At 59.4% G+C, this 23780-nt stretch carries 25 protein-coding genes; 15 read left to right on the top strand and 10 right to left on the bottom strand.

All coding sequences use genetic code 11. From position 1 onward, the window contains the following. The 3 genes from ACOYQJ_RS04265 to ACOYQJ_RS04255 all read left to right on the top strand — a co-directional run. Nucleotides 1-212, top strand: a 212-nt coding sequence (locus ACOYQJ_RS04265; protein WP_422904762.1) for a hypothetical protein, incomplete at its 5' end; no start/stop codon positions are given. A 66-nt stretch (nt 213-278) separates the two neighbouring features. After that, nucleotides 279-788 carry a hypothetical protein gene (locus ACOYQJ_RS04260; protein WP_422904761.1) on the top strand — a complete coding sequence of 170 codons (510 nt, stop codon included), beginning with the start codon at nt 279-281 and terminating at the stop codon, nt 786-788. 51 nt (nt 789-839) lie between these two features. Further along, complete coding sequence (locus ACOYQJ_RS04255) at nt 840-1313, top strand: helix-turn-helix transcriptional regulator (protein ID WP_422904760.1); 474 nt, start codon at nt 840-842, stop codon at nt 1311-1313. Between the two features lie 479 nt (nt 1314-1792). Here ACOYQJ_RS04255 and ACOYQJ_RS04250 read toward each other — a convergent pair whose 3' ends face one another. The 5 genes from ACOYQJ_RS04250 to ACOYQJ_RS04230 form a co-directional block, all read right to left on the bottom strand. Then, nucleotides 1793-2173: a DUF2237 family protein gene (locus ACOYQJ_RS04250; RefSeq protein ID WP_422904759.1), complete on the bottom strand. Its 381-nt coding sequence runs from the start codon at nt 2171-2173 to the stop codon at nt 1793-1795. Further along, nucleotides 2173-3333: a serine hydrolase domain-containing protein gene (locus tag ACOYQJ_RS04245; protein WP_422904758.1), complete on the bottom strand. Its 1161-nt coding sequence runs from the start codon at nt 3331-3333 to the stop codon at nt 2173-2175. Before ACOYQJ_RS04245 ends, ACOYQJ_RS04250 begins: the two co-directional genes overlap by 1 nt. Nucleotides 3334-3341: 8 nt before the next feature. Further along, the gene (gene pth / locus ACOYQJ_RS04240; protein ID WP_422904757.1) at nt 3342-4028 is read right to left on the bottom strand and encodes an aminoacyl-tRNA hydrolase; all 687 of its coding nucleotides are present in this window, start codon (nt 4026-4028) and stop codon (nt 3342-3344) included. Between the two features lie 81 nt (nt 4029-4109). After that, nucleotides 4110-4502 carry a DUF1801 domain-containing protein gene (locus tag ACOYQJ_RS04235; protein ID WP_422904756.1) on the bottom strand — a complete coding sequence of 131 codons (393 nt, stop codon included), beginning with the start codon at nt 4500-4502 and terminating at the stop codon, nt 4110-4112. Between the two features lie 103 nt (nt 4503-4605). Further along, nucleotides 4606-5241 carry a 50S ribosomal protein L25/general stress protein Ctc gene (locus ACOYQJ_RS04230; protein WP_422904755.1) on the bottom strand — a complete coding sequence of 212 codons (636 nt, stop codon included), beginning with the start codon at nt 5239-5241 and terminating at the stop codon, nt 4606-4608. A gap of 173 nt (nt 5242-5414) precedes the next feature. On the opposite strand from ACOYQJ_RS04230, the gene ACOYQJ_RS04225 reads away from it, so the two are divergent. After that, nucleotides 5415-6560, top strand: a complete 1146-nt coding sequence (locus ACOYQJ_RS04225) for an MFS transporter (RefSeq protein ID WP_422904754.1) — start codon at nt 5415-5417, stop codon at nt 6558-6560. A gap of 130 nt (nt 6561-6690) precedes the next feature. After that, nucleotides 6691-7026 (top strand): cupin domain-containing protein, encoded by a 336-nt coding sequence (locus tag ACOYQJ_RS04220; protein WP_422904753.1) that lies wholly within the window; start codon nt 6691-6693, stop codon nt 7024-7026. 59 nt (nt 7027-7085) lie between these two features. Here the strand turns inward: ACOYQJ_RS04220 and ACOYQJ_RS04215 are convergent, their stop codons facing one another. Then, nucleotides 7086-8249 (bottom strand): alpha-hydroxy acid oxidase, encoded by a 1164-nt coding sequence (locus tag ACOYQJ_RS04215; protein WP_422904752.1) that lies wholly within the window; start codon nt 8247-8249, stop codon nt 7086-7088. Between the two features lie 158 nt (nt 8250-8407). On the opposite strand from ACOYQJ_RS04215, the gene ACOYQJ_RS04210 reads away from it, so the two are divergent. Beyond that, nucleotides 8408-8944 carry a heme NO-binding domain-containing protein gene (locus ACOYQJ_RS04210; protein ID WP_422904881.1) on the top strand — a complete coding sequence of 179 codons (537 nt, stop codon included), beginning with the start codon at nt 8408-8410 and terminating at the stop codon, nt 8942-8944. A 9-nt stretch (nt 8945-8953) separates the two neighbouring features. Continuing rightward, complete coding sequence (locus tag ACOYQJ_RS04205) at nt 8954-10414, top strand: ATP-binding protein (protein WP_422904751.1); 1461 nt, start codon at nt 8954-8956, stop codon at nt 10412-10414. On the opposite strand, the gene trpA is transcribed toward ACOYQJ_RS04205, so the two are convergent. After that, nucleotides 10363-11154, bottom strand: a complete 792-nt coding sequence (trpA, locus tag ACOYQJ_RS04200; RefSeq protein WP_422904750.1) for a tryptophan synthase subunit alpha — start codon at nt 11152-11154, stop codon at nt 10363-10365. The two genes, ACOYQJ_RS04205 and trpA, sit on opposite strands and share 52 nt — an antisense overlap. Before the next feature lie 79 nt (nt 11155-11233). On the opposite strand from trpA, the gene ACOYQJ_RS04195 reads away from it, so the two are divergent. The 5 genes from ACOYQJ_RS04195 (at nt 11234) to ACOYQJ_RS04175 (ending at nt 17008) form a co-directional block, all read left to right on the top strand. Then, the gene (locus ACOYQJ_RS04195; RefSeq protein WP_422904749.1) at nt 11234-12124 is read left to right on the top strand and encodes an NAD-dependent epimerase/dehydratase family protein; all 891 of its coding nucleotides are present in this window, start codon (nt 11234-11236) and stop codon (nt 12122-12124) included. Between the two features lie 92 nt (nt 12125-12216). Continuing rightward, a complete protein-coding gene (gene ppk2 / locus ACOYQJ_RS04190) occupies nt 12217-13188 on the top strand; it encodes a polyphosphate kinase 2 (protein WP_422904748.1) in 972 nt (323 codons plus the stop codon). Nucleotides 13189-13318: 130 nt separating this feature from the next. Further along, the gene (locus ACOYQJ_RS04185; protein ID WP_422904880.1) at nt 13319-14689 is read left to right on the top strand and encodes an MATE family efflux transporter; all 1371 of its coding nucleotides are present in this window, start codon (nt 13319-13321) and stop codon (nt 14687-14689) included. Between the two features lie 37 nt (nt 14690-14726). Then, nucleotides 14727-15824, top strand: a complete 1098-nt coding sequence (gene ychF / locus ACOYQJ_RS04180) for a redox-regulated ATPase YchF (RefSeq protein ID WP_422904747.1) — start codon at nt 14727-14729, stop codon at nt 15822-15824. Between the two features lie 206 nt (nt 15825-16030). After that, entirely contained in the window at nt 16031-17008 is a 978-nt protein-coding gene (locus tag ACOYQJ_RS04175) for an SLAC1 anion channel family protein (protein WP_422904746.1), read from the top strand. 7 nt (nt 17009-17015) lie between these two features. On the opposite strand, the gene ACOYQJ_RS04170 is transcribed toward ACOYQJ_RS04175, so the two are convergent. Further along, on the bottom strand, nt 17016-17639 hold the full coding sequence (locus ACOYQJ_RS04170) for a nucleoside triphosphate hydrolase (RefSeq protein WP_422904745.1): 624 nt from the start codon (nt 17637-17639) through the stop codon (nt 17016-17018). Nucleotides 17640-17748: 109 nt separating this feature from the next. Between ACOYQJ_RS04170 and ACOYQJ_RS04165 the strand changes: the two genes are divergently transcribed. The 3 genes from ACOYQJ_RS04165 (at nt 17749) to ACOYQJ_RS04155 (ending at nt 21894) form a co-directional block, all read left to right on the top strand. Then, nucleotides 17749-18777 (top strand): hydroxyacid dehydrogenase, encoded by a 1029-nt coding sequence (locus ACOYQJ_RS04165; RefSeq protein ID WP_422904744.1) that lies wholly within the window; start codon nt 17749-17751, stop codon nt 18775-18777. A 348-nt stretch (nt 18778-19125) separates the two neighbouring features. Continuing rightward, complete coding sequence (locus tag ACOYQJ_RS04160) at nt 19126-21072, top strand: PIG-L family deacetylase (protein WP_422904743.1); 1947 nt, start codon at nt 19126-19128, stop codon at nt 21070-21072. A gap of 78 nt (nt 21073-21150) precedes the next feature. Then, nucleotides 21151-21894 carry a Crp/Fnr family transcriptional regulator gene (locus ACOYQJ_RS04155; RefSeq protein ID WP_422904742.1) on the top strand — a complete coding sequence of 248 codons (744 nt, stop codon included), beginning with the start codon at nt 21151-21153 and terminating at the stop codon, nt 21892-21894. 2 nt (nt 21895-21896) lie between these two features. On the opposite strand, the gene ACOYQJ_RS04150 is transcribed toward ACOYQJ_RS04155, so the two are convergent. Beyond that, nucleotides 21897-22313 carry a CBS domain-containing protein gene (locus ACOYQJ_RS04150; RefSeq protein WP_422904741.1) on the bottom strand — a complete coding sequence of 139 codons (417 nt, stop codon included), beginning with the start codon at nt 22311-22313 and terminating at the stop codon, nt 21897-21899. Between the two features lie 171 nt (nt 22314-22484). Beyond that, complete coding sequence (locus ACOYQJ_RS04145) at nt 22485-23768, bottom strand: flavin-dependent oxidoreductase (RefSeq protein ID WP_422904740.1); 1284 nt, start codon at nt 23766-23768, stop codon at nt 22485-22487. Between the last annotated feature and the right edge of the window lie 12 nt (nt 23769-23780).

The following is a 23780-nucleotide window of genomic DNA, read 5'->3' as shown; positions in this document are numbered from 1 at the left end:
GCGACGATCACAGCGGTTCCGACAGTAGCGACGATCACAGCGGTTCCGACAGCAGCGACGATCACAGCGGTTCCGACAGCAGCGACGATCACAGCGGCTCGGACAGCAACGACGACCACAGCGGGTCGGACGATAACGGCAGCGACGACAGCAGCGATCACGAAAGCCATGACAAAGGCGGCAAAGACAACGAAAGTGACGACCACCGTTGATCAGAACTACAGTTTGATCGACACGGGCCTTTGCCATTCCGGCAAAGGCCCCAAGGAGTTTTGGAAATGAAGCGCAGAGCTTTCCTGATGACGAGCATCGCGGCTTTGGTCCTGACCGGTCAAGCGGCCTGTGCTCAGACCTCGCAGGATCAGGTGATCGCTCAACTCAAGAGCCAGGGCTATTCGCACATCAGAGTGCGCCGCACCTTGCTTGGTCGCGTGCGGATACTTGCCAGCGGCTCGATGGGGCGGCGCGAAATCGTGCTGAATCCTTCGACTGGGATCATCCTGCGCGACTACCTTTATACTGGCACGCAGAACGCATCCGACAGCTCAAGTTCTGATCGCGCCTCTGACAGCAAAGATGCCAGCGACAGTTCGGACACGAGTGACGATGATAATGGTGACGACGGCAGCGATGACAGTGGTGACGACGGCAGCGATGACAGTGGTGACGACGGTAGCGATGACAGCAATGATGACCACTCCAGCGACGATGGCAGCGATGACAACGAAAGCAGCGACGGTGAAAGCCATGATGACGGCGGTGGGCACGACAAGGGCGACGATGACTGACCCAAAGGCAGCCCGCATCCTGTGAGACCTTGGATTGGCATCGGCCCATTGATGGCGTTGCAGCTTGTCTGCGGGCTTTTCCTGTTGTGGAACATTCTGACCAGTCTTTTCGGTATCCAGACGCGGCCCATCGCGTGGGTCTATTACGAACTTGTCGAGATCGGCGCTGTGGTTGGCCTGAACCTTGGGGTTGTTGCCAATGCCTCGCTCTTGTTTCGGGCGCGGCGCCGTCAACGCGCTGCCGAAGAGACGCTGCGCCTTGCCTCCGGGGCCTTCATGCAGGTCCTGGCTGAACGCTTTGACGAATGGGGGCTGACGCCAGCCGAGCGCGACGTCGCTCTCTTTGCGATCAAGGGTCTGTCAGTTGCGGAAATCGCGAGGATGCGGGCAACATCCGAAGGGACGGTCAAGGCGCAAAGCAACGCGATTTACCGCAAGGCAGGGGTCTCGGGACGTCCTCAACTCTTGTCGCTTTTCATCGAAGATCTGATGGACGACACGGTGGCCGAGATCGCGGCGCAATAAGGCGGCGGGCAACTCATCTGAGATGAACAATCTTTGTCGAAACGGTCCCGCAACAGGACGCGTAGGGCTGTGCGGGTAGGGATTGGCCGGCAATGCTGTGAATGGTGTCGTCTAACCTGTTCGTTTCTTTGCCGAAATATGGGCGAAACCGGTCGACGTCGGAAGGCAATCAGGCGCGCCCGGGGGGCCTTCAAGCTGCTGCTTGGAAATGCGCGATTTCCAAAGGCTTTGTTGATAAGTCTGAGGATAGATCGGGTATATAGTCAGATTTTGCTCTCTGGGCCTTTTTAAGTGGCAAGAAAGTGGATCCATCACTTTGTTTTCGAGCGCGATGAACTGTGCCAAGCCTAAGTAGCTTTTGCTTTACCCATCGTTTTTACAGAGGTTTCCAGTGTCTCGATATTGCATATATCGAACAATAATTTCGATTATTATGCCGACATTCCTCAGAAGGTAACACTTATAATGCATTCTCGCGATCAGTCTGATTTCAAAGCATTCTCTTTGAGAACATCAATCGACACGACATCCAGCGCCCTTTGATGAGTTGAGGCAAGATGAACTTTGGGGGCGCAACCTTCGTCATGCGCCTGAAGAAAGCGCGCGGCGCACAGGCACCAGCGATCGCCCGGTTTCAACCCGGCAAAGCCATATTCCGGGCGGGGTGTCGACAGGTCATTCCCGACGTATTTCGAATAGGCCAGGAACTCGGCCGTCATCACGGCGCAAACCGTATGGCTGCCGCTGTCATCTGCGCAGGTGTTGCAAAACCCGTCGCGAAAAAAGCCCGTCACCGGGGCGGTTCCGCAGACTTCAAGTTGTCCGCCCAACACGTTGATCTCTGGATCTTTCTCAAGCATCACCTTGCCTCCAAAATTTGTGCCAACCGCCGGAACATCTGCAACGAGTCCGAAAAGGCATCCTTGTCGCGAAAGTTCCGGTCGGCTGCATTTATGGCAATCACTGTGCCGCTAGACTGATCAATATAAATGTACTGGCCATAAACGCCTCGCGCCATGAATTCGCCTTCGCGGGCGTCTTCGGGTATCCACCATTGATAGCCGTATTTCAAAGCGCCTGTCGCGGTCGGCGCCGAGGGACGTGTGCTTTCAACCGCCCAATCTGCCGGCACGATCTGGCGACCTTGGAATGCGCCTTTGCCCCGGAACAATTCGCCCAAACGGGCATAGTCTCGGGTGGTCAGGTTCAAACCGCCCAAGGCAAAGGCCACGCCGTAACCATCTGTTACAAAATAGGGATCTGCATATGTGCCCAGCGGCGTCAGGATGAACTCGGCCATCAGATCGGGCAGGGGTTTGCCTGTCGCGCCGCGCACCACCATCCCCAGAACATGGGTGTCGATCGAGACATAATGCCAATGAGTGCCCGGCTCCGAATAGCGTTGATCCAATCCCGCGGCAAATCCGTCCATTGAGCCGCCAAGCGCAAGAACGCGGCCCATCTTGTTGATGTCGCTCCAGAAGTCGAGATAGTCTTCGTCGAATTCAACACCCGACGACATCTGTAGCACATTGCGGATTGTGGCGCCGTCATAGGCGCTACCGATCAATTCGGGGGCATATTGGGTGACGGGATCATCGAGACTGTCTACATCACCTTTGTCGAGCAAGACCCCGAGAAGCGCGGACAAATAGCTTTTGGCCATGGACCACGAGATACGACGATCCTCGGCTTTGGTGCCCAGACGGTAGGCTTCGTGCACAACTGCGCCGTCTTTCAATATCACCACCCCGGTGACCGCGCGCCGCTCCTGCCAATCCTGCCAATCGTCTGGCAGCGCAATGGGCCTTCCATGAGGCAGGGGTGTTGGCACGCCTTCAACGGGTATGGGAACAGCGTTAAAAAGTCTGTCCATGTGGCTGAAATTATAAACGATCTTCTCTTCGGAGAAGAGCGTGTTGACGGCGTTCAGCCGCTGCAATTCCTCCCGTTTCCAAAGCGCCATTGCTGCAATCAATAACAGGAGTAGGACAAATCCCTTACCAATGCGTTTCCACATGCGCGCGCTCATCGAAACCGATCGGCCAGCTTTTGCAACGGGCTGCGGTTGTCCTGTGCGGGCTCTGTGGCCTCGGGCGCAGGTTTCGCGGGGGCTTCTTCCGGCTTGGTGGACTTGGAGGATCGCGCGGGGGCCGTGCGCAGCGCAACGGCGTTTTGAAAACGCGATGTATCGCCCTCGGCCAGATAGTTGGCCCCATCGGAAATGCCGCACAGCAGATCGTCCAGCCAGTCTTCGTCTGCCTTGTGAAAATCGTGCAGAACATAAGCCGCGACCAGTTCCTTGCGGCCGGGATGACCGATACCCAGCCGCACCCTTTGGTAGGCCTCGCCGATATGGGCGTGGATCGAGCGCAACCCGTTGTGACCCGCATGCCCGCCGCCCATCTTGACCCGACATTTGCCGGGCGCAAGATCAAGCTCGTCGTGAAAGACCGTGATATCGCCGGGTTCAAGTTTGTAAAACCGCATCGCCTCACCGACCGATTGACCCGAGAGGTTCATGAAGGTTTCGGGCTTGAGCAAAAGCGCCTTGTCGCCGCCCAGCCGCCCTTCGGCGATCTGGCCCTGAAATTTTGTCTTCCACGGACCAAAGCCATGGTCTTCGGCGATCCGGTCCAGTGCCATAAAGCCGATGTTGTGCCGGTTTCGCGCGTATTTCGCTCCGGGATTGCCGAGGCCTACGAAGATCTGCAAAGGTGCCCCCAAAAACGTGGTTTCAGCACGTTCTAGAGCATCTTGCACCCGATTGGAAACGCCTTGCCGGACCAAGGCCGCCTATTTCAGGTGATAGGTCAGGGCGGCGCGTATCAGCAAAGCCAGCTTGTGGTTGTCCGGCGTATCACCATCGTGAAAGATCACAGCCCTTGTGCCATCATAGCGAAAGTCATCTGGAAAAAGTGCCCGGAAATCCGGGATAAGTCGGCTTTGGCAATGGACGTAAAGCGCGAACCCGCCGGCTTTCGGTACGCCCAGCCGCAGGGTCGATCCGGTTCGTGGGCGTTTCGGCAGATACGCCGGTTGTCCCCACTTCAGGGTTTCGATCACAGTGCCGGCCTCGGGCGTCGCTCGCGCCGTTTCGAAAATCAATGACCGTAGGCGCAGCAAGTCCGCGCGTGCAGGCGCAGGAAAGGCCGCAAAGCTTTGCGCGATCTGAGGATTGTCTATCATATCTGTCACAGCCGGGACGCTAGGCTGGTCGTTGGCTCTTGGTCAACGAAAAACCCCGGCCTTTTGGACCGGGGTTTCTGTCTGTCGCCAAGGGAGAAAGGAATTACTCCTCGCCGCCCTCTTCAACTTCGGCTTCTGCCTCATCTTCGTCTGCACCAGCAGATTTCAGGCCCGATGGGGCCGAGATGTTGGCGATGACAAAGTCACGGTCGATGGTTACTTTGGAGCCTTCGGGCAGCGTCACGTCGCTGATGTGGACGATATCGCCGATGTTCAGGCCTGCCAGATCGACGGTGATCTTCTCGGGGATCTCACCAGCGGTCACGTTCAGTTCGACTTCGGGGCGAACAACAGTCAGAACGCCGCCCTTTTTGATGCCGGGCGCGGTCTCTTCGTTCAGGAACTCGACCGGAATGAACAGGTCCACCTTCGAGGTGCGGCGCAGGCGCATCAGGTCAACATGGGTCGGCAGGTCTTTGACAACGTCACGCTGCACATCGCGGCAGATCACGCGCACGTCTTCCTGACCTTCAACCTGCAGGTTGAAGAGGGTCGATTTGAAGCGACCGGCTTTCAGGTGCTTGAGCAGCACATTGAACGGAATGTTGATCGGCAGCGGGTCACTTTCGCCACCAAAAACGATCCCCGGAACCATGCCATCACGGCGTGCCTGACGAGCGGCGCCCTTGCCTGTCCCCGTCCGTTCCTGGGCTACGAGATCAGGAATCTCTCCAGCCATAGTAATTCTCCAATATGTCTAGGGCAGGGTGCCTCCAAGGCTGTCACCCCGCGTGAAGCCGTGCGCGTAAACCGGATTGCCCGTTTTGGCAAGGAGATTCGCCGGGTACCATCTGATATCCGGTGGCTTTTATTGGATCGACACGGCGGCAAAGCCGTGAATGATGCGGGCTTATGTTGAAAGATATCTATCTCGCCCGCGGTCCTTTGGCCGCGTTTGTCGCCGAAGGGTTGGCTTGGGGCAGCTTTGCCGCTTTGGTGCCTGCGATCAAATCGCAGGCTGGTCTCAGCGATTCCGGCCTTGGGACGGCCATGCTGATTGGCGCGGCCATGGCCTTTGGCGCCATGTGGGCCGCGCCCTACATGGAGCGGTTTATGCGCAATTGGACCATGCCGATTCTTTCGGCGATCATGGTCTGCGGGTTCCTTTTGGCCGGGGGCGCGGCGGGCTGGGGCGTCTTTGCCTTGGCGATGTCGCTTGCGGCGATCGGGGCCGGGTCCATGGACGTTGCCATGAACGCCCGGATTTCCGTTCTCGAAGCCGCGAATGGCCGCCCGCTGATGAATCTGGCGCATGGCGTATTTTCATTGTTCTATGCGATCGCCGCGATTTTTGGGGGCATTGCCCGCGAAGCAGGCTGGACCCCGTTGCAGGCCTATATCCTGCTTGGTCTGGTGATCGTGGCGCTGGCGGTTGTGATGTTGGCGGCCCCGGTCTCCGAGAGCGACGCTGAGGATGGGGCCAAAGGCCCTGTGCGCCTGCCGTGGGCCATGCTGCTGCCCATAGGCGCGATCGTTCTGATCGGGTTCATGGCCGAGCAGGCGACCGAAGGTTGGTCTGCGTTGCATCTGGAGCGCAACCACGGGGCAGGTGCTGCCGAGGGGGCGCTTGGGCCCGCGATCCTTGGGTTGACGATGGCGGCTGGGCGGTTTTCCGGGCAGGCGCTGTCGCACCGACTGGCTGAGCCGGTTGTGCTGCGCATTGCGGCAGGGTTGGCGGCCTTGGGCGCATTGGTTGCGGCCTGGGGGCCGGGGCTGGCCTTTGGCTACCTTGGCTTTGCGATGCTGGGATTAGGGGTGTCGGTTGTGGCGCCGATGGCCTTTGCCTTGGCGGGCCGCCTGACGCCATCGGGCCAAAAGGCCATGGCCATCAGCCGCGTGGCCGTCATGGGTTATGCCGGGTTCTTCATTGGCCCGCCGATGATGGGATTCCTGTCGCAGGGCTACGGGCTGTCGGTGTCCTTCACCTCGATGGCCATCGCGCTGGCGCTGATCCCGGTGGTGCTGGTGCCGTGGTCGACGCGGAGCAATCGGCACTAAGATCGTCTGCCGCTCAATCAGGTATTTATCCCGCAGCCGGCTGCGGTCTGGTACACTGCGCCTTCGCATTGATGAAACTCGGATTACCGGGGGCCGACGGCATCCCGAAATCACATCGAAGGGAGATCCCATGACCTATCCAGAATTCATGCGCGCATTGCCCAAACTGGCTCTGCCGGTTCCAGAGGATATCGTCACTGCCAATGCGGTCCGTTCGGACCAGGCGCTGGTGGTTTATTTCACCTTTCACAAGGACCTCGACCTGCCCGAACACAGCCATGGTCCGCAATGGGGAACCTTGATCGAGGGCGAGATTGAGCTGACCATCGGCGGTGTTCGGCGCAGCTACAAACGCGGTGAAAGCTGGGACATCCCTGCCGGGGTTCCGCATTCCGCCAAGGTCAAAGGCGGCAGCCTTGTCATGGACGTCTTTGCCGAGCCGGATCGCTATCCGTTGCAGGAGTGAACCGGGCAAAACAAAAGCGCGCCGCCGGGGCGACGCGCCAATGTATTTCCTGAGCAGCTTCAGGACCAGTCGCCGGTAAACCCTTTGGGCACCATCAGGATATCGCGATCCACTGTCTTGATATCGCGATGGCCGGTCAGCGCCATGGATGTGTCCAGCTCCTTGTGGATGACCTCCAGCGATTTGGTCACGCCCGCTTCGCCCATGGCGCCAAGACCATAGACATAGGCGCGCCCGATCCAGCAGCCCTTGGCCCCCAGCGCAGTGGCTTTCAGCACGTCCTGACCAGACCGGATGCCGCTGTCGATATGTACCTCGATCTTGTCACCTACGGCATCGACGATCGGCTCCAGCGCGCGGATCGAGGACAGCGCGCCGTCCAGTTGGCGCCCGCCGTGGTTGGACACGACAATGGCATCGGCCCCGACATTGCAGGCTTCGAGCGCGTCACGCGGGTCCATGATCCCCTTGATGATCAGCGGGCCGTCCCACATCTTGCGGAATTCGCGGATGCGGTCCCAGTTCAGCGATTGGTCAAAGCTTTCCGCCGTCCAGGTGCTGAGCGAGGACGGGTCCGTCACGCCCTTGGCATGGCCGACGATATTGCCGAAGAACCGGCGCTTGGTTTTCAACATGCCAAGGCCCCACTGCACCTTGGTCATCATGTTGGCGATCGATTTCGGCGTCAGTTTCGGTGGGGCGGACAGCCCGTTCTTCAGATCCTTATGGCGTTGCCCCAGCAGTTGCAGATCAACTGTGATCACCGCCGCCGAACACTTGGCCTCTTTGGCGCGGTCAAAGAGGTTCTGCATGAAATCGTTATCTTTCAGCGTATAGACCTGCATCCAGAAGGGTTTGGAGGTGTTCGTCGCCACATCCTCGATAGAGCAGATCGACATCGTGGACAGACAGTATGGCACGCCGAACTTTTCGGCGGCGCGGGCGGCTTTGATCTCGCCGTCATAGTGCTGCATGCCCGTCAGCCCGACCGGGGCCAGCGCGACAGGCATTGAGACATCCTGTCCGATCATCTGCGTCTTGGTCGACCGGCCCGCCATATCCAGCGCAACCCGTTGCCGCAGATAGATTTCGTCGAAATCTGACGAATTTTCGCGGAAGGTCTGTTCAGACCAGCTTCCGGACTCGCAATAGTCATAGAACATCTTGGGAACCCGGCGGCGGTAAATGCGCTTGAGATCCTCGATTTCGGTGATGACGGGCATGGCGGGACTCGCATGTTCTGTAAATTGGTAAGGTTGCATTACCAATATTTGCGGATAACCGCAATGTGTCCTTGGCGCGCAGGGGCCTTAAGCGAGGATTCATAGCTTTGGACTAAGGGGAAAGACATGCGCCGAAGAGGGAGGTTGCCGTGAAGGGCATGGTTTTCACTGAATTGCTTGAAATGGCCGAAGCAACCTTGGGAGAAGACGCGGTCGACGAAATCCTGGATGAGCTCGATCTTGAAAATGATGGGGCGTATTCCGCAGTTGGCTCTTACCCCTGTCGCGATCTGTTCAAGATCGTTGGCGCAATTAGCGCCAAGACAGGAATTTCCGGCGACGAACTGCAACGCCAACTGGGCCATTGGATGCTCAAACGGTTTGCCACTGGATACCCGGACTTTTTCCGGGGCAAAGCAACGGCGCTTGAAATGTTGGACGCGATCGAAGACCAGGTGCATGTGGAGGTGCGCAAACTATACCCGGATGCTGAACTGCCCAGCTTTGCCACCGAATGGCGCAGCGATCGCGAATTGCTGATGCGGTATCAATCGTCCCGCCCGATGGTGGCCTTTTGCCATGGCTTGATCGAGGCCTGCCTTGACCATTTCGGGCGGTCTGGAGAGGTCCGCCAATCGCGCCAATTGGAAGGTGAAGGCCACGCCGCGACCTTTCTGATCCGATTGGATGCCTGATCCTTGAAAATGAACATACCACATGAGCCGTCCGAGCATGTCTCGCGGCGCCGATACGAGCGGGAGCGCGCGGCCCGCAAGGAAGTGGAGTCTCTTCTCGAGGCCAAGACCCGTGCGCTTTATGACGCCAATGTGGAATTGCGCGCACAGGCTTTGCATCTTGAACAAGAGGTGCAGCGCCGGACCACGGACCTGGAAGCTGCCAAAGTCGAGGCCGAGAATGCCAGCGAGGCAAAAAGCGCCTTCTTGGCGATGATCAGCCACGAAATTCGCACGCCGTTGAACGGCTTGCTGGGGATGGGCGCGGCGCTGGCCGAAAGCGGACTGAATGAGGAACAGGCCGAAATGGCCGCCCTGATGCAGTCCTCGGGCGATACGCTGTTGTCTTTGCTCAACGACATTCTTGACCTGACCAAGATCGAAGCTCGCCAGATGGAGATCGAGGACATCCCGTTTGATTTGCCGAAATTGGTGGAAGACCTGCATCAATTGTTTGCATTGAAAGCGCGGGAAAAGGGCCTGAGGTTTTCCTTGCATATCGACGACAGCGCGCGGCGACTCATGACCGGGGATCCGACGCGGTTGCGGCAGGTCATCAGCAACCTGTTTTCCAACGCGCTCAAATTTACTGCCGAGGGGGCAATCGACGTGCGCCTCTGGATCGGCGGCGGGATGGCCAACTGCCTTGTTGCGGATACCGGACCCGGCATAACGGTGTCGGGTCAGAAATCGCTGTTCAAGCCCTTTTCGCAGACAGACCTGTCAATCACCCGGCGCTTTGGCGGGACGGGGCTGGGCTTGGCCATCGCGCGCGAGATTTGCCGCCTCATGGGGGGCGACTTGGTCCACCGTCCGCGCGACGGCGGCGGGGCCGAGTTTCTGGCCACGCTAACGGCAAAGGACGCGCCGGCACACAAGGCAGTTACCGAGCAATCCAATTGCGATTACGAATTGGTGCTCGCTGGCCAACCGTGGCGCATTCTTGCGGCTGAGGACAACCTCACCAATCAGCAGGTGGTCCGACTTATGCTTCGCCGTTACGGGATCGACCCTGTGATGGTCGGGGATGGCGCGGCGGCAGTCGCCGCACATTGCGCCGAACCGTTTGATCTGGTCTTGATGGACGTCAACATGCCCGAAATGAACGGGCTTGAGGCGGCCGGCTTTATCCGGCAATTCGAGGCCGCGCGCGGATTGCCGCGTGTCCCAATCATTGCGCTGACAGCCAATGCCATGACCCATCAGGTGCAGGACTATCTGCGTCAAGGTATTGACGCCCACGTTGCCAAACCCGTGCGCCGCGAGATGCTTGCGCGCACTATGGCGCACCTGCTTTGCTATGCGCGGCCCTCGAACATGGGATGCAAATTGGACGTCGGGTCAAAATGCAGCTTCTCAAACGGCGGCAAATGCGCGGGTCAGGCGGAATGCGCGCCGTCAGACAATGATTTGACGAACGACAGGATCTGATCGACCGGTTTGCCCGCAGCAATTTCTGACACGATGGCCGACCCGACCACACAGCCATCTGCCACACTGGCAATATCGCGCGAGGTTTCCGGTGTGCGGATGCCGAACCCGACGATCACGGGAATATCGGTGGCGGCTTTGATCCGCGCAACCTCGGGGCCGACGTCCTTGGCCTCGGCGGCGGCGGCTCCCGTGATCCCGGTTATCGAGACGTAGTAGACAAAGCCGGAGGTGTTCTGAAGCACCTTGGGCAGGCGTTTGTCATCGGTCGTAGGCGTGGCCAGACGGATAAAGTTGAGCCCGGCCTTTTGCGCCGGAATGCACAGCTCGTCATCTTCTTCGGGCGGCAGGTCTACGACGATCAGCCCGTCGATCCCGGCCTCCTGAGCGTCGAGCAGAAACTTGTCCACGCCGCGGTTATAGATCGGGTTGTAATAGCCCATCAGCACGATCGGCGTGTCATTGTCGCTCGCGCGAAAATCCCGAACCATCTGCAAGGTCTTTTCCAGCGTCATCCCGCCTTCCAGTGCGCGTTGGCCTGCCAGCTGGATGGTTTCGCCGTCGGCCATCGGATCGGTGAAGGGCACGCCCAGCTCGATGATGTCGACACCTGCCGCTGGCAGGCCCTTCATCACCGCAAGCGATGTCTCGATGTCCGGATCACCCGCCATGATATAGGAAACGAATGCTTTCTTTCCTTCCGCCTTCAGCTTTGCGAAAGTGGCGTCGATACGTGTCATGGTGATCCCTCTTGCGTGCTTTTGCTCTGTTGCCGGAAGCGCGGGGGAAAATCAATGGCCGATGCACAAGGAGGATAAGATGCGCATTGCGTTTACAGGAGGAAGTGGCAAGGCGGGCAAGCACATCTTGCCGATGTTGGCCGCAAAAGGGCACACCGTGCTGAACCTCGATCTGCAGCCACTTGAGGCTGACGGGGTGGACAATCTGATTGTTGATCTGACCGATCCCGGGCAGGTTTTCAGCGCGCTGTCCGGCTATGCGAATTTTTCCGAGCTTGAGCCCGGCACAGGTGTGCCGAAATTCGACGCCGTTGTGCATTTCGCGGCGCTGGCGCGTATCCTGATTCAGCCAGATTGCGAAACCTACCGGGTCAACACCCTGTCCACCTACAACGTCATGGAGGCTGCCGTGAAACTGGGCATCCCCAAGGTGGTCTTTGCCAGTTCCGAGACGACCTATGGCGTTTGTTTCGCCGATGGAGAGCGCAAGCCCGCCTATATCCCGGTGGACGAAGATCACCCGACTGTGCCCGAAGACGCCTATGCCATGTCCAAGGTCTGCAACGAGATCGCCGGGAGAAGCTTTCAGGCGCGCTCGGGCATCGATATCTACGGTCTGCGGATCAACAACGTGATCGAGCCGCATGAATATGCCGCGAACTTTCCGGCCTACATGGCGGATGCCAGCCTGCGGCGCCGCAACATCTTTGCCTATATCGACGTGCGCGACCTTGGCCAGATGGTCGAGCTTTGCCTGAAAAATGACGGCTTGGGCTATGAGGTGTTCAACGTCTCGAACGACGATCTCTCTGTCGGCCTCAGCAACGAAGAGGTGCGCGCGCAGTTCTACGAGGGCGTTCCGCTCAAGCGCGAGATGTCGGGCAATGAAACGATGTATTGCAACCGCAAGGCCAAAAGGATGTTGGGATTCGCGCCGAACCACAGCTGGCGGGATGTCTTGCCCGGATAAGGCCGGGATCACAGCGCCGTTTGACTCTGGTCAAGGTAGAGTAGGGTGGAAAAAGGTAGACTTGCGCAAATCATTGAAAAAAGGAAAAGCGCATGACATCTACCTCTGCCCAAACAGCCGACGCTGCCGCGAAAGCCAAGAAAGGTACGGATGACCAAACGGTGGTCAGCACGGCAGAGCCGTCTGCTGCAAATGTGGCGCCCGCGCCCACGCCGGCCGAAATTCGCCGGGCGTTTGAGACCGGTGAATACCCTTACAGGACAAAATTGTCGCGCCGCGAATATGAAAAGCAAAAGGCCCAGTTGCAGGCCGAGCTGCTGAAAGTGCAGCTGTGGGCGCAAGAGACCGGGCAAAAGTTCGTGCTGCTTTTCGAAGGCCGTGATGCGGCGGGCAAGGGTGGCACCATCAAGCGCTTTACCGAGCACCTGAACCCGCGGACTGCCCGCGTCGTCGCGCTGAACAAGCCGACGGATGAGGAACGCGGCCAGTGGTACTTTCAGCGCTATATCCAGCACCTGCCCACGCAAGGCGAAATCGTGTTGTACGATAGGTCGTGGTATAACCGTGCCGGTGTCGAGCGCGTCATGGGGTTCTGCGAGCCGAACGAATACCTCGAATTCATGCGTCAGACCCCGGATTTTGAGCGGATGCTCGTGCGGTCGGGCATTCGGCTTTACAAATACTGGTTCTCGGTCACGCAAAGCGAACAGCGCACCCGGTTCGAAAGCCGTGAGCATGATCCGCTGAAACAGTGGAAGCTTTCGCCAATTGATAAGGCCAGCCTTGGGAAATGGGACGATTATACCGAAGCCAAAGAGGCGATGTTCTTTTACACCGACACCGCCGATGCGCCTTGGACCGTGGTGAAATCCGATGACAAGAAACGCGCGCGTCTGAACTGCATGCGCCATTTCCTTGCGACACTGGATTACCCGGGCAAGGATCATACGATTGCCGAACTGCCCGATCCAATGATCGTCGGCGGGGCAGGGCATGTAATCCACCGGTCCGACCATATCCTTGGCACCGCGCTGCATCCGGGCAATCGCAAGGCCGGTGCCTGACACCCGAACCTGAGTGCAAACCTACGAGCGGCGGCCCCTTGGCTGCCGTTTCGTCATTCTGGCAGGTCGTGAAGAGGGCTTGCCCGAAACAGATGCCGCGCATATCCCCGTGGCCATGTCGCACACACAGATGAGCATTGCCGGGCACACCCGGGCCATACTGACGCTGGGCCTGCCGATGGTCGGCGGGCATTTGGCGCAATTCGCCATTGGCTTGACGGATACTGTCATGATGGGCTGGTATGGCGTGCCGGAACTGGCGGCGCTGACGCTGGCGGCCTCGTATTTCTTTACGCTGTTCCTGCTGGGGGCGGGCTTTGCTTGGGCGATCATGCCGATGGTCGCCACCTTCGCCGCCACTGGGGACGAGGTGCAAATTCGCCGCGCGACACGCATGTCCTTGTGGTGGTCGATCCTGTTTTTTGCGGCGGTTATGCCGCTGTTCTGGTTTTCGGGTCCGATCCTGCTGCTGTTAAAACAACCCGAACAAAGTGCCCTTCTTGCGCAGACCTATCTGCGCATCGCTGGCTGGGGTATGCTGCCCGCGCTGGGCGTGATGTGCTTCAAGAATTACCTTGCCGGGCTAGAGTTTACGCGCGTCGTGCTGTGGGTCACGATTGCGGCGGCGGTGGTCAACGGTTTTGCCAACTACGGCTTTGTCTTTGGGCACTGGGGCGCGCCGGAAATGGGCATTGCCGGGGCGGCGCTGGCCTCGACCGTCTCGAATACTGCGGCTTTTGCGCTGGTGGTGCTTTATGCCCTGCGGCTCTTGCCTGACCACCAGATCTTTGTCCGGTTCTGGCGCCCGGATTGGGAGATGTTCGGCCGGGTCTTTGCGCTGGGCCTGCCGATTGGTTTGACGACGCTGGCCGAGGCCGCGCTGTTTGCCGGATCCGCCGTGTTGATGGGCTGGATCGGGACGATCCCCTTGGCGGCGCATGGGGTTGCGATCCAGATCGCGACTGGGACTTTCATGATCCAGTTGGGGCTGTCCAATGCCGCCACCATACGCGCCGGAAATGCCGTTGGGCGTAGGGACGCGGCGCATCTGGCGGTTGGCGCCAAGGTGGTGATCGTTATGGGCGGCATTGCCGTCGCCTTTTCCATCGCCGCCTTCCTATTGATCCCCGATATTTTGCTCGGCGCCTTTCTGGACAAGAACGACCCGGCCCGGGACGACATCATCGCCGCGGGCCGGGGGCTGTTGGCCATGGCCGCGCTGTTTCAGCTGGTTGATGCGGCGCAGGTGATCCATTTGGGCCTGCTGCGCGGCCTACAGGACACCCGTGTCCCGCTGATCACCGCGGCCTTTGCCTATTGGGGCGTCGGCATGCCCGCCGCATGGGTCTTTGGCATTGCACTTGGCTTTGGCGGCGTCGGCATCTGGCTGGGCCTGACGCTGGGTCTTGCGGTGGCGGCGGTGGCGCTGGCCTGGCGCTTCTGGACGGTTGGCGTTGCCACGCTTGAACCTGCTCTTGCGCGCGAAGCCTTGCGGGACTAGACAGCGCGCGACTTATTCAGGCTTAGGAGCGCGGATTATGGGTTTTCGAATGGGCATCGTGGGGCTTCCCAACGTGGGCAAGTCGACGCTCTTCAATGCGCTGACCAAGACGGCTTCGGCGCAGGCGGCAAACTTTCCCTTCTGCACGATCGAGCCCAATGTCGGTGAGGTGGCCGTGCCAGACGCGCGCCTTGATACGCTGGCCGAGATTGCCGGGTCGAAACAGATCATCCCGACACGCATGACATTTGTGGATATCGCGGGTCTCGTGAAGGGGGCCAGTAAGGGCGAAGGGCTGGGCAACCAGTTCCTTGCCAACATCCGCGAGGTCGACGCCATCGCCCATGTGCTGCGCTGTTTCGAAGACGACGACGTGACCCATGTCGATGGCCGGGTCGATCCCGTGGCCGACGCTGAAACCATCGAAACCGAGCTGATGATCGCCGACATCGAGAGCCTTGAGAAACGTCTGCAGAATATCGTGCGCAAGGTGCGCGGCGGCGACAAAGAGGCGGTTCAGCAGGAACGCCTGATGAAGCTGGCCCTTGCGGCATTGGAAAACGGCCAGCCTGCTCGCGTTGTCGAAGTTGACGAAGAGGATGCCAAGCAGTGGAAAATGCTGCAACTCCTGTCCTCCAAACCCGTGCTCTATGTCTGCAACGTTGACGAATCCGAAGCCGCCAGCGGCAATGCCCTGTCCGAAAAGGTGGCTGAGATGGCAGCGGCGCAGGGCAATTCCCACGTTGTGATTTCCGCCAAGATCGAAGAAGAAATCAGCCAGCTTGATGCCGAAGAAGCCAATGAATTCCTTGAGGAACTGGGTCTTCACGAGGCGGGCCTCGATCGCTTGATCCGCGCCGGTTACGAGCTCTTGCACCTTCAAACCTACTTTACCGTAGGTCCGAAAGAGGCCCGCGCCTGGACGATCAAAGCGGGCACTCTGGCGCCTCAGGCGGCTGGTGTGATCCACGGCGATTTCGAAAAGGGGTTTATCCGCGCCGAAACGATCGCCTTTGCCGACTACATAGCGTGCAAGGGCGAACAAGGCTCCAAGGATGCGGGCAAGATGCGTGCCGAGGGCAAAAGCTATGAGGTCAAGGACGGCGACGTCCTGCATTTCCTGTTCAGCAAGTGATGCGGATCACAACACGGTCTTGATACGCAATATTTGCTCGGTACGTCCTTTGCACGATGCGCCACTGGGCGCTTCGCGTTGCAGAAGGGCGCCGCTATTGCCATGCGCTTTGCCGTGAAATGCTGGCCGCCGCTTGATCTGCGTCAACGCGGGGGATATAGACACATTGCAAAAATGCAATGTGTATTTGACTCCAAAGGCCCATCATGACCGACGCGACCCTTCATCAGACTGAACCGCGACTCGCACATTTTCCCGTGACCTTCTTTGCCACCGTCATGGGGCTTGCTGGCCTGACCCTGGCGCTGCATCTGGCCGAGACGCGCTTTGGCTGGGGGCACCGGGCCTCAAACCTTGCGCTATGGGTGACGATTGTGGATTTTGCTGCGTTGGCGGTGTTGTATGGGATCAAGGCATTGCGCCATCCCGGTGCCATCGCCGGCGAATGGAACCACCCGGTCAAGCTGGCGTTCTTCCCGGCGATCTCGATCTCTCTCATGCTGATTGCGACGGCGCTGCGGGCCGAGTTCGGGCAGGCTGCGGTGGTGGTCTGGAGCATCGGAGCTGCAGCGCAGGCGGTGTTGTTCCTTGCCGTGCTATCGGGTTGGATCGGGCGCCGACCGTTTCAGCCGATGCACATCTCGCCCGCGTGGTTCATTCCGGCCGTGGGCAATGTGGTGGCCCCGGTCGCAGGGGTGCCTTTGGGATTTATTGAGCTGTCGTGGCTGTTCTTTGCGACCGGCCTGATCTTTTGGATCGTGCTGCTGACACTGGTGATGAACCGGCTGATCTTTCATGACCCTTTGCCCGGACGGCTTTATCCGACGCTGGTGATCCTGATCGCGCCGCCTGCGGTGGGCTTTCTGGCATGGCTGCAACTGAACGGTGGGCAGCTCGATGCCTTTGCGCGCATCCTGTATTATGGGTCCATCGCCTTTGCGGGCATTGTGGCGATGCAGGTGCCCAGCCTTGCACGGCTGCCTTTCGCGCTGTCGTGGTGGGCGCTGAGCTTTCCTGTCGCCGCCTTGACCATCGCGACGCTGCGCTATGGTGCGCTGGCGGGATCGGCGGGGCATGACATGCTGGGCGGCGCGCTGCTTGCGCTGCTGCTGGCCATTGTTGTGGGGTTGATCGGGCGCACGATGCTGGCCGCAACGCGCGGCGAGATTTGTCAGCCTGAATAGGCGCAGGCTATTCCAGCACTATATCCGCCGCGTGAACCGCTTCGTTTACGCGGCGGGCGTTTGGCAGATCATTGGCGCGTGCCTTGGTCGCAGCGGCCTGATCGTCAAAGCCAAAGGACAGCCAGCGCGCGATCAGTCTTCGCTCCAGTTCCTCCATCGGCACGCTGAGAAAGGCGGCAAGGTCCCAGTACTGCGCAAGCGCGCGCCAAGGCGCTTCGTCCAGCAGCAGGTAGTTGCCCTCAACCACGACGATCTCGGTTTCCGGGCCAATCTCGGCGGCGCCTGCGATGGCCTCTTCGCGTGATCGGTCAAAGACCGGAATCAAAACGGTCTCCCCGGCGCGGATGCGGGCAAGAGCGCTGGCCAATCCGCCGTAGTCAAAGGTTTCGGGCGCGCCCTTGCGCGGCAGCAACCCGCGTGGTTCCAGCAGCCGGTTGTCCAGATGAAACCCGTCCATGGGCATCAGAACAGCGGCCTTTCCCAGATCGCACAACTGTTCGACCACAAGCTCAGCCAATGTGGACTTGCCAGAGCCGGGCGGGCCAGCAACGGCGATCATCATACGCCCGTCTTGGGCGGGCAGGGCGGTGATCTTTTGCACCAAGGTTCGGGCGTTGTCCTGAAGGGTCATGAGGTGTCCTGTTTTTCAGGCCATCCTGCCCGAGTCAGCCAGGTAAGCCAAGATGGGGATATACCCCGCATGGCTTTCGCGCCATTCTGCTTGAAAACCGGGGGAGCCGATGACTGAAACCAAACCGCTGATCCTTTGCGCGCCCGAACCACGCAGCCTGGATCTGATCTTTACGCCCGAGGCGCTGGCAGAATTACACGCGCGCTATGACCTGCGCGAGGTTGATGGTGAACGGCTGGGTGATCTGGGCGACGCGACCCTTGCGGCGGCGCGTTATGTGCTGGGGCAGCCGCCGATTTCCTCAGATGTTCTGGCGCGCATGACATCGCTGCGCGCGGTGCTCAACGTGGAATCCAACCTGATAGACAATATGCCATATGAGGAGGTCTTTGCGCGCGGCATCCATGTGTTGACCACCGGCGCCGTCTTTGCTCTGCCGGTGGCCGAGATCGCGCTTGGTTTTGCGCTTGATCTGGCGCGCGGGATCAGCGCGGCGGATGCCGATTTCCAGCGCGGAAATGAGCAGTGGGGCGGCGACGGCAACGCGGCTTCGCGGCTGCTGAGCGGGGCGGAGGTGGGCATTATCGGATTTGGCGATCTGGGCCGGGCGCTCAACCGATTGCTGGCGGGGTTTCGTTGCAAGGTGAAGGTGTTTGATCCGTGGTTGCCGCCCTCGATCCTGCGCGATCATCAGGTTGCCCCCGCCACGCTGGATGAAGTTCTTGGCACGTCGGATTTCGTGTTTGTCATGGCTGCTGTCACCGCCGAAAACCGTGCGTTCCTCGGGGCGGATGAGTTTGCAAAGATGCGACCGGGCGCCGCGTTCCTGCTGCTGTCCCGCGCTGATGTGGTGGATTTCGATGCGCTGATGGCCTCGGTGGCAAGCGGTCATATCGTGGCCGCCAGCGATGTTTTCCCGCAAGAGCCCTTGCCCGCCGATCACCCGGTGCGCCGACTTCGGGGATTTCTACGCTCGGCCCACCGCGCCGGCGCTCTGGATGTCGCCTTCAAGCAGATGGGCGATATGGTGCTGGAAGACATGGCGCTGATGGACCGCGAGCTGCCGCCCTTGCGCTGCAAACGGGCCGAGCGCGAAACCGCCCGCAGGATGCGGTCGCGCCCGGTTGATAGAAACTGACGCGAATCATTGGCGGCTTGGCTTACGGGCGAAATCGAAGTCCCGGCTCAGCCCATTGTGGCAGAAGTTGGGTTTCCGAGATTCAAGCTTTCCTTGGGTAAGCCTTTGATAACGGGAATAGATCCGGATTGACGCATGATTGGAAACGCAGCTTTTCCTATTGGGAACCGGAAAAGGTTACGTTACCTCTGACCTTCGTTGTTTACTACAACCTAAGGTATTGATTGCCCGCGCTTTGGCCACTGCGCAGGCCAAGATTATTGAGTTTCCTGCAATTTGTGGTGGTCTCTGGTTGCGGCGGGCTTTTTCCCGACCGTGTTCAGCACAAAGACGACAACAGGAGCTGCAATGCCCCCGATTGATCCTTTGGCGTCCTATGACGGCGCAGACATCGATGGCGCTTTCCGGCTGGATGTGGCGGTGCGATTTGACAATCTTGCGGGCGAGGCGTGGCAGACGGTCTTTGACTTTGGCACGCCCACGGGCAGCAACAACATCAGCTTGATGCAATACGGAAACAGCAATGACTTGCTGTTCTACATCTTTCAGGACGGGGTGGCCTATCGACTGGTGGCCGAAGATGCGCTCATCGAAGGACAGGTGCAGAATTTCACCGCTGGCGTTGATCAAGACGGCACGATGTGGATCGGCGAAGGCGATGAGATCATTGTTGAATCCGAGGCCGTCCTGCCGATGGATATCGAACGGGAAAGCCAGTTGATCGGTCAGACCGACTGGAGCAGAGGCGGTACGCTTGACGGTGAGATCGTCGATTTCACGATCACCAATCTGGGCGGGGAACCGGTAGAGCCGATCGACCCTCCTGTGCCACCGCCTGCCGATCCCGGCGATCCAGCCACGCCCGGACAGATCGGCGGTGCCTTTGAAATCGAGGTAACTGCGCGATTTGACGATGTTATGGGGGGCTATTGGCAACGCGTTTATGACTTTGGTAACGGTCCGGCGACGAACAACATCATCCTCGGTCAAGTCGAGAACACTTCGGACATGATGCTGGAAATCTGGCAGGACGGGCAGGTTTACCGGGTGGTCGCAGAGGGCGCGATCGTCGAGGGCGAAAGCGCCACATGGACCACCGGGGTCGATCCCGACGGCATGATGTGGATCGAAAAGGATGGCGTTCTACTGGCTGAGGCGCAGGGCGTCATACCTGCCGATGAGCCGCGCGCCAACATGCTAGTTGGTGAATCCAACTGGCCGGACGACACGCCCTTGATCGGTGCGGTGAGTGACCTGACTGTCCTTGGCGATCCTTTGCCCGAAGACCCGGTTGATCCGCCGGATGAAGCGGACGAACCGAACCCTGTTGATCTGGTCGATCCAGTTGATCCCCCTGCACCCACACCGCCGATCACCGGGGCCGGAGACATGTTCATCGTCGCCCATCAGGATGATGACCTTCTGTTCATGAACCCCACCTTGATGGATGAGATCGAGTCCGGCGGGCCGGTGACGACCATCTATATCACAGCCGGGGATTTCGCCTTGGGTGAAGAATATTGGGGCGCCCGCGAAGATGGCGAAAAGGCCGCCTATGCCGAAATGGCCGGGGTCGACCCAAGTGATTGGGTTGATGAGATCGTCACCATCGAAAATGACGGGCAAAGCTATGATGTCCACAGCTCGTATCTGGCCAGCCAGCCCGATGTGCGGCTGTATTTCCTGCGTGTGCCCGACGGCTTCAACGGCACGGGCTCGGAGACTTATGGCTTTGAAAGCCTTGAAAAGCTTTGGGATGGCACGATCCCGGACGTGAACACAGTGGATGGCGCCGCGACCTATACCGCCGACGATCTGAGCAGCGTAATCACCGGAATCATGGATCTGCACGAACCAGATCACATCCATATTCAGGACCACGAAAGTGAGCACACGGATCTGGAGCATTCCGACCACGTGCACGCCTCGCTTTTTGCCGCGGATGCTGCCAGCGACTATAACGCGGATTACACCCTGACCAGCTATTATGGCTATGCTACATGGGGCTTTGAAGAGAATATCGAAGGCGCGGAATTGGACGAGGTGCGCAGCGCCTTCCTTGAATACGCGGCTTTTGATCCGCAGGTTTTTGGCAGCGACGGGTCGCTGATAGATGCCTACGACGAATGGTTGATGCGCGAATACATCTCGACCGAATATACCGAAACCTATGATGCCTCGGCGGGGGCGACGGCCCTTCAGGCCATGATGGTGGAAGGCGCTTCGTTCGACATCGAAAGCGCCGCCGAAGCAGCCCAGGATGACGAAGATCTGATCGAGCCAATCTTGGCATAAACACGCCCGAGCGTTTGGGGTTGTGGACGCCGCCCGCAAGGCCGTCTAGGCTGTGGCCAAAGGTTGGGAAACTTGACAATGCAATCGAACTTGAACGACCGGGCCACGTTTCTTGAGGAGTCTTTCCTTTTATCCTCAACCGCAGACCTGTCGCAGAAACGGCTTTGGCAGGACGCATTGCAACGCCATCTGCGCGCCTTCGAAAAAGGCGCGCATTTCGTGCATGAAGGCGAAAACTGGAGTTTCGTGGTCTGCGTTCTGGACGGCTGGCTGACGCTGTCGAAATCGTTGGACACCGGGCAGGTTCAGATCCTGGACTTTGCCATGCACAATGACATCGTCGAGCCGACTGCAGGCGATGGCCGGACAGCGATTTTCAATGTTCAGGCCCAGACCGACGGGGTGGCCGCTGTCATTCCCCTGCCAGTCTGGTCGGCCCTGTTGCACGACCTGCCGCCCCTGGCCCAGCTGGTCTATGCGACCGAGGCAGCCGTGCGCAGCCGCCGTGCGGAACGGACCCTACGGCTTGGCAAGGGCTCGGCCGAGATGCGCGTCGCCCATGCCCTTGTCGAATTCTGCATTCGTCTCGGGGATCGTTGCGGCGAGGTTTTTCATGTCCCGCTGACCCAGCAGGCGCTTGGCGATTTTCTGGGTTTGTCCTCGGTTCATGTTTGCCGTACGACGCGGCGTTTATCGCGCGCAGGCATTCTGGAGCTGACGGATCACATGGACATTCGCGTGCTGGAACCGCACAAGTTGGCAGATCTCGCAGGGCTCGATCCGCAAATGTTTCGCCGGGAAATCATGCCCGGCGCAAAGTGAGATCAGCGAAACTCGACAATTTCGCCAAGCGCTTCGCCTGCAAGAAGTTCCGAGCAATGCTCGGCGATATCACCAACGGACAAAACACCAACCAGAGACCCAAGCGGATCACAGACGGGCAACCGACGAATCTGAAAGTCCCCCATCATCGCGGCGGCGTCTTTGACGCTTTGTTGCGGGCTGCACTGGTGAATCTTTCGGGTCATGATGTGCATGACGGTCGAACCAAGGTCCAACTGGTGGTCCACCAGACATCGGCACAGAATATCACGATCTGTTATGACCCCGGTCACCCAGCCATCCTTGACCACGGGAAGAAAACCGATGTTGTGATGGTGCATTTTGACGACGGCTTCTTTGACGGTGGCGTCAAAGGCGATCTTTATAACAGGCCGCTGCATGATCTCAGAGATGAGCATCTTGGGACGCTTTCCTGCATGGCGGCCATTTGCGACAGGCAAGTCGCCGGGCCGTAAAACACCTATAATAGCGTCTGTCCCGCCAGTGCGTCATTAACCGCGATCAAATCGCAGCGACGTCATACAAATGTCAGGCGCTGTGATCCCGGCGCCAATGAGGGCGCAGAACAGCTAAAGGCCTTTGGCGCGCAGGTCCTCGGCAATCGTGCGCGGTGCCGCGTTCAGCTTGTCTTTGGCAAAGCCCGCCGCCGCTTTGTAGGCCGCCATGAAGGCGGTGCGCTCGGCCTCGGGGATGATGTCGTCAATGTTGTCGAATTCGCCGCCGCACCGTTCGTCTACAAGTGTCAACAAGCCAAACGGCCCCGCACCGCGATTGCGCAGGATCAGCTCTGACACCGGGGCGCACAACTGCGCGTCATAGGCCTGAAGCGCGGTTTCGGTCACGCCATGGTCCACCATCGCGGCGCCCAGAGCCCGCGCGTCGATCACCGCCTGAGAGGCCCCGTTCGAGCCTGTGGGATACATTGCATGGGCCGCATCACCCATCAGAGCCACCGGGCCGTCGACCCATGTCGGCACCGGGTCACGGTCGATCATCGGGTTTTCATAGGCGATGTCGGCCCCGCGCAGCATTTCGGGGACGTCCAGCCAGTCGTATTTGAAATCCTCGAAGTGGTGGGCGAATTCGTCAATCTCCACCGGCTTGAACCAGCCGGATTTGCTCCAGCCTTCGGAAGGGTCCAGCGTCATCTCGGCAATCCAGTTGATGGTGGCAAGCCCGTCTTCATCCGGATGCGAGATTGGGTAGATCACCATGCGATGCTTGTGCGTGCCCAGCCCGACAAAGGAGCTACCGGTCCGAATGGGTTTCGCCCGCGTGGTGCCGCGCCACATGATTGCGCCGCCCCAATGGATCGGCGGCTGATCGGGGTGCATCTGCGCACGGCAGGCCGAATGGATGCCCTCGGCGTCGATCAGCAGGGTGCCTGTCTGTTCGATCGCGCCATCCGGGCCGTCGATCAGCGCGGTTACGCTGCCATCCGCATTCTTGCGATAACCGGTGACCTTGTGGCCAAGGCGCATGGCCTCGGCTCCGGCACGTTCGATAAAGCTTTGGTACAGGAGCATATGAAATTGGCCGCGGTGCACGGCATACTGCGGCCAGTCGTAGCCCGCAAAGGTGCCGCGTGGCTCGGCGTAGACATCATTGCCGTTCAAACCGACCAGCGCCCACTCGAGGGCGGGCACACCGACCCGATCCAAAGCTTCGGCCCCGATGCCCATATCGTATAGTTCGCGCACAGCGTTGGGTTGCAGGTTGATCCCGACGCCAAGCGGCTTGAGGTCACGGACGCTTTCGAACACCACGCAGGGCACACCGATCTGGTGCAGCGTCAGTGCGACGGACAGGCCGCCAATGCCGCCTCCGGCAATCATCACAAGGGGTTGGCTCATTTTCGGTTTCCT

It is taken from the genome of Pacificoceanicola algae (genome assembly GCF_049341065.1).
Lineage (GTDB): Bacteria > Pseudomonadota > Alphaproteobacteria > Rhodobacterales > Rhodobacteraceae > Pacificoceanicola.
This window is presented reverse-complemented; position numbering and strand designations above follow the sequence as displayed.